Below are 14688 nucleotides of genomic sequence, written 5' to 3' on the forward strand. Positions count from 1 at the left end.
TTAAGTTTTCGATAAGATTTTGTAATAAAGTCAGTAAGCTCAACCCCATTACGCCCCCTGAGACCCTGAAACCCTTCCTTGACATGCTCCCTATGACTAGGCATAAACCCTTGAATTAGGCAGGCTTAATTAAGCCTTAGGTGATTAAAACTTCACACCTAACACCTAAAACCGCTACTGGTGTCAGACCTGTGGGATGCTTACCTCAATGTCGGGAGGAGGATGTGGTTGTCTATGAAGATCTCAAGATACAAAACATGGTCAAGAATCATCATTTGGCTAAGTCGATTTCTGATCCAGGTTGGTATCAATTCACCCAATGGTTAGAATACTTTGGAAAAATCTGGGATAAAACTGTGATATCGGTCAACCTCCACTTCACATCTGCCGATTGTTCTAACTGTGGTTATCGGGTGAAAACATCCCTCAGCACCCGGACTCATAAATGTCCTCGTTGTCATCTAGAAATCTGTCGTGATCCCAACGCAGCTCTCAACATTTTGAAGCGGGGATTAGAGGTTTTAGGTGTTGAGTACAACAGTACCCTAGGGCATAGGAAACTGCCGTTAATACGGAAACGCGCAGGCGTGAGTTCGACCGCTGTTGATGAAGGGAAACCTAATTCAAGAAGTTGTCTGATTGAACCTTGAATCACATATTGTGAGAATCCCCCGTTATCATCTCCGATTTAACGGGGGAGTATGTCAAGCAGCGGAAGACATGGATTCGGAAAACACGATAGTCTGGTAGTAATGTTGCAATTGGCGTGTAGCAGCTGACCAACTCCAGCGTTCAGCTTCTGCTCTAGCATTGCGGCGCAGAGTTTCCCGTTCCTGCTGTTGTGCTAAGAGACGCTGGGTTGCTGCGATCGCTCCTTGCTCATCTGCTGGATCGTATAAATACCCATTCATCCCATCCGTGACAATATCGGGAATCCCTCCAGAGTTGGCTGCTACCACAGGACAACCTGCTGCCATCGCTTCTAGTAAGACTAGTCCTAAGGTTTCTGTCCGAGAGGGAAAGATAAATGCATCAGCAGAGGCAAAGGCCGATCCGAGGGTTGTACCGGTCAGGTAACCCACGAAATGAGTTGGGGTTCCAGCAAAGTGTGCTTCTAGTTCCTTACGGTGCGGTCCATCTCCTACTAATGCTAGGCAAGCGTTGGGAATTGCTTCTAGCACTAGCTTGATCCGCTCAATTTCTTTTTCAGCAGAAAGACGGCCTACATAAAGGAGTATGGGGCTGTCTGGATTTCCTTGGGAAAGATGCGATCGCATTTGGGATGAAGCTAACTCTGGTTGGAACGTTTCCGTATCCACACCTCGCTGCCACAAGTCTACTCGCTCAACACCATGGTCTCTTAATTCCTGTACCATAGCATTAGAGGTACACAAATTCAGCTCAGCTTGATTGTGACTAACCTTAATTAACTCCCACATAACTCCTTCGAGCATACCCAATCCGTAGTGCTGGAGGTACTGAGGTAAATGGGTGTGGTAGGAGGCGACCAAGGGAATATTCATCACCTTGGCATAATACAGCCCTCCCAACCCTAATACTGCTGGGTTGACAACATGGATCAAATCTGGCTGAAACTTTTCTAATACCCCACCAATGGAGGGTCGTGGCAGGGCTAGCTTTAATTCGGGATACAGGGGTAGGGGAAAGCCAGAAACACCGTAAATTTTGGCTCCTTTGTATGTTTTTAGTCCCCCTTCTGGGCATATAACTAGCACCTGGTCACCGTTACGCTGCAAATGTTCCACCGTGTGGCGCAACCGGGTCACGATGCCATCAACTTTGGGTAGAAATGTTTCAGTAAAAAAAGCAATTCGCATAATTAGTGATTAGTCATTAGTCATTAGTCATTAATTATTTGTCTTTGATAGTCCCTTAATCCAATTTGCTTGACCCTACTCGCTAAATGTATCAGGTTTGGGGCACTTGTTGAACATGAATTAGTTTCTAGGTATTAGACCATTGGCCATGGCGTTTAGGGATTCCAGGACGCCCTTGACTCTAACCTGATCAGTTTGGTTATAATTGTGGTTTGTATGAAACCTTTTTTGACCTCAAACCCCCAAGGTAAGAGTTAATTCTTCTATAGTTCAGTAAATTCTGGAGTTGGGATCAGCACTTCTGAAGCGAAGCTAGTCCTGGGTGCAAAGTGAAATGCTCCAGCAATCGAACCCCAAATGAGTTCATCGGTTTGGGGGTCACGTCCCCTGTCAAGACTAATCAATTTTTCTTCCATTACTTCAAAGCTGCTATCGAGATAGGTTTCTTTACTATTGCGCACCACCAAGCAAGCTTTACCTGGTTCTACTTCCGCTTTGAAGCTATGACCAGTCCAGGCAACATTGAACGTGCAACCAGGAAGCTTCTCTAGCTGTTGGGCACTCAGGGATTTTAGACGTTCTAAATCACGGGAAGCTCCGTATAATAGTTTTTCATCCTGAACCTTGTAATTTTCGATTTTGATTTGCCCGTCTAGCTCAACAATCTTTAGCACCCGCACTCGGTAGGGGGTGTTGAGCATATAGTCATAGGCTTGCTCAAGGAACAAGCTACATCCATCTAGCACTGACCAAGGTAGAGGACGCATGCAGACGCGGATGTGAGCATACAATGGTGGATTCTCAAACGCCTGCTCTTGGTTACTAAAATCAGCTGCCATCCAGCGAGCTAAAGTAGCGATATCCGTAGAATGAGTCATTACCAGAAGTGTTGAACTTAGAATAGCGCGAACTTCGGATGAAGTAGTTTTTGATGCAGTTAGTATCTTTACAATACATCGTCTTGATGCAGTCGCTTATGTTTGGATTCTGCATCAAGACCAATGTAAGTATTCAGCTATCAGCTATCAGCTTTCAGCTTATCGGCTACAGATGGTGCTACTTGAAGTGCTTTTGAATAAAATAAGCTGACGGCACCTCAAGTAGCACCATCTGTAGCGCATATGCTTACAAAATCTCGAACTATTAAATTCTCCCGTTCAAGGTTTATCTTAAGCACCTCAAGTAGCGTGAGCTTTTAGCTGACGGCTGACAGCTGACGGCTGAATGCTTACAGACCAATTGCTAAAAGCTTTAGTTGACAAGCGCCCATCATTACCATGATCCGAAGTTCCCTATTCCGTATTTGCTGTCCCCAGCGCTATAGCTGATAGCTTACTGGCAAGAGCTTGGGAATACCTCTGGTTTCTTTGGGTTATTTCAAACCTTTAATCCCAAACAATAGAAACTGTGTCACCTGAGCCTCACTAAAATTGTTATCACTCACCAAAATTAAACTCTGAGTTCCATCACTCAAGCGCGGACCAAGGGTCATTCCCTCTAAATTATCTAAGTAAATCCCCAATTCACTCAAATCCAGCAACAACTTTTTTTGCAGTGGCTTAATCTTGGAAACATCACCCTTGAGACTAGCAATTTTGGTGGTATCGGTTGCTCCACCGGTCACCACTTGATAAAGTTTGGCACTGAATCCAAATAAACCATAGGTACGCTCCAAACTCAGAAAATGTCCTGCGGTATCCACTGCTAATAACTCAGTTAAACCGTGAGAAAGGGTGTTAGGGGGGTCTGGGTCGAGTAAGTAAAGATGTTCACTAACCAGCATTGGAGGAGTAACGTCTCCAATCAAATAGTGCAACCAACGAATTCCCGCTGCTTGTTCGGTATCTGCTTCTGGCTGGTCTTGGTGTAGGGAGTACTCACTGGCACTAAATAAGCGAAATGACTCTTGCCCACTTGCTGCAGCTAGGCTGATCGGTTCTAAGGTCAATGCCTCAAAGCCTAAGTTATCCTGGATACCATTACTGACTGTTCCTAGGTCAGTGTCATTCGGTAGATAACGCTGGGGAATTTTTAAGTTTTGCAACTGTTGTCCTGTTGCTATATCAAACTGCCGAATGAATGGAGCAATGCCTTGATTAGTAGCCCCTTCACTAGAGATAAATACAGAATCTTTTCCAGACCAAGCAATCCCTTCTGGATCCAGGGTACCCCTTACAAAGGTCTCACCATTTTTATCTTTGAGGAAAGTGACATCTTCCACTTCTACGTTTTCAATCCCTATGTTTCCTGTATCGGTGGGATTGAAGGTTAGTTTTAGGGTGTAGAATCGAGCCGGAGCTAATCGAGAACGATCATCAGAAACAGCTAAAAAGCGATCGCGTTCCCGATCATAGGCCAATCCTGACAACCCTCCCACTACGGTATTTTTGAATTCCGTTTGGGGGAGTTGATACTCCCCTAAGAAGTTCACGGAAAGGTTGAGGAAGGTGCGTTCCTCTGCTGTGATGGCTGGTAAAAAGCTACAGGTAGTGGTCAGGCTACCCAGGAATATTATTACCACAACCCATAGCATATTTGATAGTTTTTTAGGTTTTCTTAACATTAGGTCAGTCTACCAGTACCTTAACTTACTTGTATTATTACTTGGTTCGACCAGAAGTGTTGATTGTTATAAATTAGGTCTAAAAAAAAGTACCAAGCTGTCTACTAACTATTGGTGCTATTTAAAAATTAAATTATGCTCGCGTCATGTTTTTAAAACAGTTTACAAAACGAGTCTTGGATAGCTTAACATCTATCCCTAAAAATTACTACCCTGTCTCTTGATGCAGTCGATCATGGTGCATCTCATATTTGTCAAAAAGAAGGTAATTGTGGGAAGTGTGGGAAGTGTGGGAAGTGTGGGAAGTATGATAATTTTATGATAATTTTGCCTAATTTAATGCATTGAGATGCACCCTTATGCGTTCTGCCCTCTGCCTTCGATACACTTTTATTATGGGTATTTAACCGGACTTGATATAAAATCCTAATGACCGAACAATTGGCAAGAAGTTGACTAGTTTACGAGATGTCTATTACAAACAGACACAAACTATTCACCAGATTGGAACCAAATCCAAAACAAACCTTGGCAAAACATCCTATCCTCTCCTGATAATGTTTGTGGACTAGTTAAAATTTCCACATCTCGATCGGGAGGATAAATTTATACTTGCTGCTGTTGGCGATTAATTAACCATCCCAGTCTTGCGCCATTATCCCTATATTCCCTCATTTTGGCCTGTGTCTTTTCCAGGGAATAACTGGGAGACATTAATTCAACCACAAAATCGGGGCACAAAGGAGCAAATCTTTCTTTTTCCGCTTGAGTCAAAGCATTCCACCGTTCAATTTTCACCCAAGACGCATCTGGAGAGCGCTCTGCACCCGAGGAAAGTTTGAAACCACCGGAAGAGTCAAAGGATTTTCCTAGCTGATTTTGGCGACTCCAAGCTCTTAACTGATACGTTAGATCAGCATTGCGTACGCTAGTTTTGCTACCCGTAGGTGGCATAATAATTAATTATCCTTTAGCTGTACGCTCGAATCTCAAGTCACGGTTAGTTTGACAAAGCTGAAAAAATTGCTTGTCAGTTAAGTCAATAATTAATTCGAGCCTAGCCGGTAAACTGACGGTATTAGGGTTCATCTTATCAGTTTAGATAGTAGCAATAGTTTTCTCAATTATAGTATAGCGCTTTTTAAGCTAGTAAGGTACATTTTTTTTGGTTTTAGGAAGCATGGAGCTAAGGCCGTGGGCCACGCTTTCGGGCTTTGCCCGACCCTGCGCAAACGCCAACGGAGCTTCGGAGCAGTAAAGTTATAAGAGGGAAAATGTAAAAAAAAATTGTACTTTATTATGCTAAAAAAAACGATATTTCATATCATCCATACAGACACGGTTTTAAAGGGATATTAGCTTAGTCCAATCATCGTGTAAAATCCCAAGGATAAGCATAAGACAGTTGGGGGTAATGCTCTGTTAAACTAAATTTTTATTCTCTGTAACAGGGTAATAAAAATCAACATTAAACGTTCAAGATACCAATTTTTTTTTTAGGCATTTTGAATTTAAGCTGTTGCGCATTTAAATTGGATATTATTCAGTTAGCAAAAAACCTTCAAACCCTCTCCAATGCTCCCATTCCCCCCTTACTAAGGGCAGGGCTGTTTCATTCTTTGGGATAAATTGTCAGGTCAATAAGCGTGAAAGGGATGAAACCTTGAAGAGGGTAGCCTTATTACAAAAACTTAAACCTGTTGCCCATAACCTGCCGACCATAAATGCTACCCTCAACTACTGTAACTTCAAGGGAAGTGGGGTGCTGGGGAGAGGATATTTTTAAGGTGAAAAATACCTAAGGTGCGCTTGACCCATTAAGAATTAAATTCGCGCTATAGGTGCGCGCCAAGGGCGATTTACTCGCCCTTGGGTCGCACCTTCGGGTCGCACTTTTTATTAATAAAAATTCCCCACGGTGCGCGTTCACACCGCTATCTCCCTATCTCCCTATCTCCCTATATCCCCACCAATCACATTTTAGTCCGACAATGAAACAGCCCTGGCTTACTAAGGGGGGTTAGGGGGAATTGATGCTCCCCTGCTGTCAGAACCATGGAATTTAAATGAAGACCAGCTTAAGGCTCTGCCTTGATATCTGGAAATGGTGACAAATCCTGAAAAAAATGGTTATAATATCCCTGTGAAGACAAAACATTGATTAACCCTAACAGGTTGATTAACCTTGAGGAATTTACTTAGAATTGCAGAGGTGGTCTATTCTCTATAAGTAGATTTACGGTTACGGCGGTCAACTCAGCAATTCTATAATCCCATCAGTTATTTAAGGGCAGTAAGGCAATGTATAAGAATTGCGTAATTGACATTAACTCCAAGCCTAATAAGGTTGATAGCGTTTGGCGTCTAGCCGAAACATTATCTGTAGAGGAAAAGGCTGAATTGATTGAGCGCTTGCTTGACCAAGAATCGGGGTTGATTGTGCTTTCAGCAACTACCCACTTCGCTGATTATATCCTGGCCCAGATGAGTCTTTTGTCATCAGAGGGCTTGGTGTACGTATTCAGGAAAGTTGCGGCTCAGCTGTCTAGCAAAGGGAATGGTTTGTAGATTGTTATCATTAATCACCCAGAATTTCCAGTTTGTTATTTGTTGTTGGTGGTTAGTAGGGGCGAACAGTTGTTGGCCCCTACAGTAGTTAGTAGAGATCAAGACACTCTGACTAACGACTAACCACTAACTTCTTTGAGTAAGTGACCAGCATTCAACCAGATTTGATGTAACCTCTACATAGACATACTCCAGCCGCACTGGCTGACGAGCAATGGAATCGAGGGGAATCCCATCAAAACAAGCAATAATATCCTTCAGGTCTAAAGACTCTGGTAGCCAAAAGGCTAAATCATTTCCATAGCGGCGATGAGTAAACCCTAATTCTTGGGCACGAGCGATCGCTTGTTCTTCTTGAGGGGTATCTACTACTACAATTTCTTGAGCGGGAATCTTTTGCCGTAACTCAACCAAACTCCCCTCTGCTACAATCTGTCCCTGTTTAAGAATGCCAATTCTCTGGCAAAGACGTTCTGCTTCATCAAGGGAATGAGTCGTCAGCAAAATAGTAATTCCCTGGCGCTGAAGACGTCGAATCAAGTCCCAAATTTCATATCGGGCTTCAATATCTAAGCCTGTGGTAGGCTCATCTAAGATAAGTAATTTCGGTTGATGAACTAGAGCAACAGCAATATTCATCCGTCGCTGCATCCCACCACTGAGGGTTTCCACTGGACTTGTTGCCCGCTCTAATAAATTTACCGCAGCAAGGGCAGCGTAAACTTGTTTAGAGCACTGCTGAGCATCTAAACCATACAGACGAGCAAAGAAATACAAGTTTTCTTGACAACTAAGGGTTTGATACAGTAAATTCTCTTGGGGGGCAACCCCAATCAGCTTTTTCGTTGCCTCGGACACTGGTTGGTTATTGATTGCGATCGCACCACTATCCGCTCGTAGTAAGTTACAGATGATATTGATAGTAGTTGTCTTACCTGCACCATTGGGTCCGAGTAAACCATATATTTCTCCCGCTGGAATAGTTAGGGTTAAATCCCGCAGAACGTTTCGATTACCGTAAGACTTACTTAATTTATGGATATTTAGCACTAGTTAAACCTTCAGCAATACTAAGGCAATTTAATCAGACTTTTTTTACGCGGGGACGTACAAGTCGAAAGCCCCGTGTTTTTAAACCGGGGATGAAGACTCACAGCGACTAAAGTCGCCTAGAAAAATAAGCGTAGGTTTCCGGAATCATTGGAAAAGATGATATAGTCTAATATTAGGTACAGGCTGAAAAACCGTTGGCTCAGACGGGAGAGAGACCCGCAACTGATTGACCACAAAGTAGTAATGCCGTAAGGGCAGGGAGAATCCTCTTTAAAAACCCAATCGTCAACTAGCAATTGGCGTGTGAACCCAGGAAAAATCACTTTTTAACAACAAGGTACGGTGGGGCACACCGGAACCTGGGGCAATGGTTAAAGTACCCGTTCGCGTAGCGTCGGCTTTGCCGATACGCCAAAGGAGAACTGCCCTCTGGGTCTGTCGTGAATCGACTAGGAATTTGGCACAGCGGATTCTTGGTTTGAGTACTGTCCTGTTTTTGGCGGCGTCAAAGATGGAACACGACGGTTATAGGATGCTCGTTGATCTAGGAATCCCCGTCTCGCGATTAGCGGGGAGTGTCAAGATAATCGGATGATTTTATAGGAGTACTAGGGTAAGCATTCAGCTATCAGCGGTCAGCTATCAGCTAATGCTTCACAGGCTTCTAGCCTGTGAAGCATTAGCTGATAGACTTTTCCCCAGACTTTCAATTCTCATTAATCTCGAACTATTAAATTCTCTCGTTTTAGGTTTATTTTAAGCTCGTGAGCTAAAAGCTCACGGCTGACGGCTGACGGCTGAACGCGCACGCGTGCGCGTAGCGCATATGCTTACCTACTAGGTAATAGATAACTGACCCGACTATACTTAAGTTTATTTGTTTGTGCAAACCTCCTCATTTTTCAATAGTTTAAACTAAGTTACCCTGCACCAAACTCCCGTGGGTAATCACAATCTCCTCTCTACCTGAACCATCCCCTGGTATGACAACCATCCGACTATCACCATCACTGAGGCAAAGCCAAACAAAAACCAGAAATGGGACTCGATTTCCACCAAACCCTTGCCATCAGCCCATACTCCCAGCAAGGCTTCGTTCATATGATAAATTGGGTTAAACTTAGCGATTTCCAGTAACTGTTCCGGAAACAAAGCAGTTGGTAAAAACGCACCCCCCAAAATTAATAGAGGTACACCGAAGGTTCCCACTAAGGCATTAACGTCCTCAGTCCGCCGCGCTAATTGAGTTCCCAGAAAAAATCCCACTCCCACATAAGCAATAATACTCAGGACAATAATCAATACCCCTAACAACACCGAACCTTGAAACCTTGCCCCCAAAAATGCTGCTATGGTATAAACCACTAAGGCTTGACCTGTACCAATGCAGCTGTGAGCCAAAAAAATTCCTAAGAAATAGGATATGCCGCCTAATGGAGAGAGAAATAAACGCTTGAGCATTTGCTGTTCTCGTTCTGAGACTACCGTTGCGACGCTACCCCCTAAGCAGCTAAAAAACAAAGCAGCACCGACAATAGTAGTTGGGGCAGCACGTTCAAATGCTTCAGCGGTTGATAGCTGAGCCTGTTCTGCCATAATTAAACCGTTGAGAAATAGCACAGTAATTGGAAAAATACTCCAAAATAATAGGCTACGCTGCCTTCGCCATAGTTCAATCAAGATTCGCTGTGCTACAGCCCAGGTTTCCCGCCAATATTTTATAATTATCCTGTGTATCATTTTTCATGTGGTAATTGTTACTTTAAACTTTAAACTTTAAACTTTAAACTTTCAACTTTCAACTTTCAACTTGAACCCTAGATTTTATCTTTAAATTACCGATCGCCTATCGATTACAAACAGCGTATCAAGGTCTCTGAGATAATAAAGGGCAAAGCAAGCTGCTAACATTGGCCAGGCTGCAAAAAATAGCAAGTTCGGATCATTAAAGGGGCTTATATATTGCTTATAGGATGAGAGAGTTGATCCCCCATGAAATACTAATACGCTACCATAAGTAAATCGTTTTTTCCACCCTATTAAAAAACTGATGATGATGACTAGCTGGATAGCGCCAATAATAATAAAAATGCTGTTACCGAGTCCACTAATAAAGTAAAAGTTTTCATAGACCGCAGCGGGAGCATCCCAATTTGGCACGTTAGCTCTTGTTAGGGGGCTGAAACCCTTGAAATATAGTTGCTTTGGGTAATATTGTTTCCAAAATGAGATGCTCCCACCGCAGCTGCATGTTCAGGACGCACGAATTTATCGATTGTCCACATCAGCATTACTATAAAAACACTGAGGCGCAGTAGAAACAAAACTAGGGGAATTCGATTAGATGCTCTCATGGTAGTTTCAGAAGTAATAGATCGGAGGTAATAGATTCCATAAAAGAATGATAGATCAGATTATATCTGGTAGCGTTGTTATGTTATACCTAGGCTTGACAATAGCTATGGTAAGCATTCAGTTATCAGCCGTCAGTCGTCCCTACTATGAATCCATGACTTCCGTGACAGAGTATAGTTCCTAAAAGAGGTTGAAGGTTGAAGGTTAAACAGGTTGAAGGTTAAACAGGTTGAAGGTTAAACAGGTTGAACGCGATCGCGTGGCCAAAAGCCAAGGTTAAACAGGTTGAAGGTTAAACAGGTTGAACGCGATCGCGTGGCCAAAAGCCAAGGTTAAACAGGTTGAAGGTTAAACAGGTTGAAGGTTAAACAGGTTGAAGGTTAAACAGGTTGAAGGTTAAACAGGTTGAAGGTTAAACAGGTTGAAGGTTAAACAGGTTGAAGGTTGAAGGTTAAACAGGTTGAACGCGATCGCGTGGCCGAAAGGCCAAGGTTTAATAACCACCTAACCGATAACCTGTAACCGATAACCGATAACCTGTAACCGATAACCGATAACCTGTAACCGATAACCGATAACCTGTAACCGATAACCGATAACCTGTAACCGATAACCGGTAAAATATAACCAGATTGCGATCGCATTTCCTAAAATTCTGCTAATATCATTCATTGAAGGTAAATTAACCAGCACCCTTAATCATAAGGATTGGTCAACAGCTCAAATCCTTGATCGTATCACCATTACCGATTCAAATCTCTCGGAAACCGCAAAGCACCTAAAGTAGCCTGGCCTTTTGGCCATCCCTGCTACTTGATCCGATTAGCTAACAGCTACCGCTAGCATCTACTAAAACCATCCTGATACCAGGGAATTTCTACCGTAAGTACTACCGTATGTCATTTAACTGTGACATGCTCCCTCTTAAGAGGAAAATCAACAGGAAAAAACTACCCTCTTAATGGCCTAGTCATACCCAAATTCCCTAATGACCTGCCAGTATGATCTGCTGTCTTAATCCTGATTGCCAGAATCCCATTAATCCGGATGATAACCAGTTTTGCCAAAGCTGTGGTAACAAACTAGTACTCCTGAAAAACCGCTATCGTCCGATTCGACCCATCGGAGATGGGGGATTTGCCAAAACTTATTTGGCAGAAGATAGGGACAAATTGGATGAACAGTGTGTGATTAAGCAGCTAGCCCCCCAAATTGAGGGAACAAAGGCACTCAAGAAGGCACGAGCATTATTTGACCAAGAGGCAAAACAATTGCAAAGGCTGGGACAACATCCCCAAATCCCTACTTTGCTAGCTTACTTTGAAGAAGATCAGCGCTTATATTTGCTCCAAGAGTATATCGAGGGGAAAACCTTAGAGCAAGAGTTGGCAGAAGCAGGACCGTTCAATGAAGACAAGATTAAGGATGTTTTATTTGAACTGCTAACTATTCTCAAGTTTGTCCATCAACAGAAGGTGATTCACCGAGATATTAAACCAGGTAATATCATTCGCCGTCCTGCTGCGGCTCAAGGATCTGAAAAAAAGAGTCAGCTAGTACTAATCGATTTTGGGATAGCCAAGCAATTGAGGGCTACGGTAATGGCTAATATCACTGGCACCACTATCGGTTCCTTTGGCTATGTGCCTATGGAACAAATGGAGGGAGGTAAAGCCTATGCTGCTAGTGATTTATACAGTTTGGGCACGACGTGCTTTCATTTGCTGACCAATGTTCATCCTTGGGATTTGTGGAAGAAACAAGGCTATCGCTGGGTAAATAGTTGGCGAAAGCATTTAAAGCAACCGGTGAGTGAAAAATTGTGGTGGATAATGGATCGGCTGCTCCCAGAAAGCTATCAGCACCGTTATCAGTCTGTAGACCAAGTTTTGGAGGTGTTGGAGCTTCAGTCTGCGCCCTCTGCTAATCCCTCTCAATCAACGTCTAATTATCACGAGTCTTTTCGGAATTTTTTAACGTCATTCAGACAAAATGACCAGTTAAAAAAACAAGTGATGATGGGAGGATTTTATTTATTATCTCTAGGATTAATTACTCAAGGATATGGATATTTTCGGTATCAAACCTTTCCCTCTAATCTAAGTTTTTTGATTGCTGGATTACCCAGCAGTACCTACCTCAAAACTACTCTGAGTGGACACTCTAACTCAGTGCGTTCTATTGCAGTTAGTCCTGATAGTCAATATTTGGTCAGTGGTAGTAATGATCATACTATAAAAATTTGGGATTTGCCGAAAGGTGAGTTAGTCAGAACCCTTAATGGCCATGATGGTAATGTTTATTCCGTCGCTATTACTCCTGATGGAGAAACTATTGTTAGTGGTGGAGATGACAACACTGTAAAGATTTGGAATTTGAAAACGGGTCAGCTAAAAAAGAATCTCACTGGTCATCAGGGTTTTATTAGTTCTGTTGCGATTAGTTCTGATGGACAAACGTTAGTAAGTGGAAGTTATGACCAAACTATCAAAGTTTGGAATTTACCGACGGGTAAGCTTAAACAAACCTTAACGGGGGAAACGAATTGGGTTAGTTCGGTGGTGATTAGCCCTGATGGCAAAACGTTAGTTAGTGGTAATGGGGGCAATACGATCAGAATTTGGGATTTGGATACAGGTAATCTAAAAAAGACCCTCACCGGTCATAGAGATTCCGTTGTTTCTATAATCATTAGTCCTGATGGTAAAACATTATTTAGTAGTAGTCTAGACCGTAATATTAAGATTTGGGATTTAACAATTGGTGAATTCAAAAATACCTTGACTGGACATATATACTATGTTCATTCTCTGGCGATTAGCCCAGATGGTAAAACCTTGGTTAGTGGTAGTGCTAATAATACCATTAAGGTTTGGAATTTAGAAACGGGTGAGTTGAAAAATACCCTCACTGGTCATACAAACTGGGTGAGTTCTCTGGCGATTAGTCCCGATGGAAAAACCTTAGTCAGTGGGAGTAGAGATGATAGTATTAAACTTTGGAAGTTGCCTTAATTTATGAGAGTAAGCTGGTGTTAATTTAAAATTTTAGGTTATGAGAGCAAGGGAACAGGGAGCAGGGAGCAGGGAGCAGGGGTAAAGAGTTTTATTTTTTTGATAACTAAATAATATCTAATTGAAATGCACAACAGCTTAAAGGATAAAGTGTAAAGTCTAAGCTGTAAACTGTAAAGTGTAAACCGTTAATAAAATTTAAATGCATACCTGGCACTGGCACACTTGGAACAATTTGCCCTATTTAACGAGTAGCCTATTGAAGCAATGGAATCACGGCTTCTTTTCCTCAGCATTTTCTCCCCGTTCTCCTGAAGAAATGGTCGATGTACTCCAGCCTGATGCCCAGGTGTATCGAGTTAAACAGGTCCACGGCAATACAGTACTGACTCCTGGGGAAATTGAAAGTACCCAAAACGGTGAGCCAGACTCCGATAAACCACCGGCTGATGGTATTATAAGTGAGGAAGCTAACCAAGGTGTTTGGGTTTGTACGGCAGATTGTACGCCCTTACTGATTGGGGATATCGAAACGGGACAGGTAGCAGCAATTCATGCGGGCTGGCGGGGTACTGCTCAAAAGATTGTTCCTAATGCGATCGCACGATTGCTAAACAATGGTAGCCGTAAAGAAAATTTACGCATTGCTCTCGGTCCAGCAATTACAGGGGAATGCTATCAGGTATCAGAAACGGTGGCGGCTGAAGTGGGAGCTAGTATTGTATCTACTGATCAAGGGAATACCACTGAATCAATTATGGGGGTTTTGCAGCAGCTAGACGACTCCCCAATATTAGAGGACCCGAAACCCGGACGAGTACGCTTGGATGTGCGGCGAGTGAATGTCTTACAGTTGGAACAATTGGGCATTGATTCAGAACAAATTGCGATCGCACCCCACTGCACTTACTCTGAACCGGAGCGTTTTTTTTCCTATCGCCGTAATCAACTTAAGAAAGTTCAGTGGTCTGGTATTATTAGCTATTGAAGCGTAAGCTATCAGCGTGTCGCGTATCAGCTATCAGCTAATGCACTACAGGTTGTGCTACTTGATGTGCTTATGGGCTATTAGGAAGCTACACCGAACAGCTTTTTAATAAGCCATGCAGAGGTGCGACCCGTGGCGAATTTAATTACGGGTCAAGCGCACCATTACCGACCTGCGGGGGTTTCCCCCACTCGCGCTTTGCATCAAGAAAACAAGTAAGCATTCGAATAATGCTGAGTTATGGAAAGCACCTCAAGCAGCGTGATCCAAAGGCTGACTGCTGACGGCTGACGGCTGAATGCAACGGAA

The 14688-nt window shown here is 43.0% G+C and carries 13 protein-coding genes and 1 pseudogene; 5 read left to right on the plus strand and 9 right to left on the minus strand.

Annotation, left to right across the window (positions count from 1 at the left end):
* Positions 1-140 precede the first annotated feature (140 nt).
* Complete coding sequence (locus F6K63_RS03495) at positions 141-650, plus strand: RNA-guided endonuclease InsQ/TnpB family protein (RefSeq protein ID WP_008180178.1); 510 nt, start codon at positions 141-143, stop codon at positions 648-650.
* Positions 651-704: 54 nt separating this feature from the next.
* On the opposite strand, the gene F6K63_RS03500 is transcribed toward F6K63_RS03495, so the two are convergent.
* From F6K63_RS03500 to F6K63_RS03515, 4 genes and pseudogenes are all read right to left on the minus strand, one after another.
* Positions 705-1838, minus strand: a complete 1134-nt coding sequence (locus F6K63_RS03500) for a glycosyltransferase family 4 protein (RefSeq protein ID WP_008180177.1) — start codon at positions 1836-1838, stop codon at positions 705-707.
* A 263-nt stretch (positions 1839-2101) separates the two neighbouring features.
* Positions 2102-2716, minus strand: a complete 615-nt coding sequence (locus F6K63_RS03505; RefSeq protein ID WP_008180176.1) for a chromophore lyase CpcT/CpeT — start codon at positions 2714-2716, stop codon at positions 2102-2104.
* Positions 2717-3210: 494 nt separating this feature from the next.
* Complete coding sequence (locus F6K63_RS03510) at positions 3211-4371, minus strand: esterase-like activity of phytase family protein (RefSeq protein ID WP_008180175.1); 1161 nt, start codon at positions 4369-4371, stop codon at positions 3211-3213.
* Positions 4372-4897: 526 nt separating this feature from the next.
* A pseudogene (locus F6K63_RS03515) lies at positions 4898-5490 on the minus strand (Uma2 family endonuclease).
* 1212 nt (positions 5491-6702) lie between these two features.
* On the opposite strand from F6K63_RS03515, the gene F6K63_RS03520 reads away from it, so the two are divergent.
* Complete coding sequence (locus F6K63_RS03520) at positions 6703-6969, plus strand: hypothetical protein (protein ID WP_008180172.1); 267 nt, start codon at positions 6703-6705, stop codon at positions 6967-6969.
* Between the two features lie 126 nt (positions 6970-7095).
* Here the strand turns inward: F6K63_RS03520 and F6K63_RS03525 are convergent, their stop codons facing one another.
* On the minus strand, positions 7096-8019 hold the full coding sequence (locus F6K63_RS03525) for an ABC transporter ATP-binding protein (RefSeq protein WP_287310811.1): 924 nt from the start codon (positions 8017-8019) through the stop codon (positions 7096-7098).
* Positions 8020-8389: 370 nt separating this feature from the next.
* Between F6K63_RS03525 and F6K63_RS03530 the strand changes: the two genes are divergently transcribed.
* Positions 8390-8617, plus strand: coding sequence for a hypothetical protein (locus F6K63_RS03530; RefSeq protein ID WP_287310813.1), 228 nt, complete (start codon positions 8390-8392; stop codon positions 8615-8617).
* Between the two features lie 353 nt (positions 8618-8970).
* On the opposite strand, the gene F6K63_RS03535 is transcribed toward F6K63_RS03530, so the two are convergent.
* The 4 genes from F6K63_RS03535 to F6K63_RS03550 all read right to left on the minus strand — a co-directional run bounded on the left by F6K63_RS03535 (position 8971) and on the right by F6K63_RS03550 (position 11049).
* Positions 8971-9744, minus strand: a complete 774-nt coding sequence (locus tag F6K63_RS03535) for an ABC transporter permease (RefSeq protein ID WP_287250279.1) — start codon at positions 9742-9744, stop codon at positions 8971-8973.
* Between the two features lie 108 nt (positions 9745-9852).
* A complete protein-coding gene (locus tag F6K63_RS03540) occupies positions 9853-10182 on the minus strand; it encodes a hypothetical protein (RefSeq protein WP_287310815.1) in 330 nt (109 codons plus the stop codon).
* Positions 10183-10193: 11 nt separating this feature from the next.
* Complete coding sequence (locus tag F6K63_RS03545; RefSeq protein WP_287265207.1) at positions 10194-10376, minus strand: hypothetical protein; 183 nt, start codon at positions 10374-10376, stop codon at positions 10194-10196.
* A gap of 505 nt (positions 10377-10881) precedes the next feature.
* On the minus strand, positions 10882-11049 hold the full coding sequence (locus F6K63_RS03550) for a hypothetical protein (protein ID WP_008180164.1): 168 nt from the start codon (positions 11047-11049) through the stop codon (positions 10882-10884).
* Positions 11050-11378: 329 nt separating this feature from the next.
* Between F6K63_RS03550 and F6K63_RS03555 the strand changes: the two genes are divergently transcribed.
* Together F6K63_RS03555 and pgeF are read left to right on the plus strand one after the other, a co-directional pair.
* Positions 11379-13391 carry a protein kinase domain-containing protein gene (locus tag F6K63_RS03555; protein WP_287310817.1) on the plus strand — a complete coding sequence of 671 codons (2013 nt, stop codon included), beginning with the start codon at positions 11379-11381 and terminating at the stop codon, positions 13389-13391.
* Between the two features lie 202 nt (positions 13392-13593).
* On the plus strand, positions 13594-14379 hold the full coding sequence (gene pgeF, locus F6K63_RS03560) for a peptidoglycan editing factor PgeF (RefSeq protein ID WP_287265204.1): 786 nt from the start codon (positions 13594-13596) through the stop codon (positions 14377-14379).
* Positions 14380-14688: the final 309 nt, after the last annotated feature.

Origin of the sequence: Moorena sp. SIO1G6, assembly GCF_010672795.1 — a bacterium.
GTDB classification, from domain to species: domain Bacteria; phylum Cyanobacteriota; class Cyanobacteriia; order Cyanobacteriales; family Coleofasciculaceae; genus Moorena; species Moorena producens.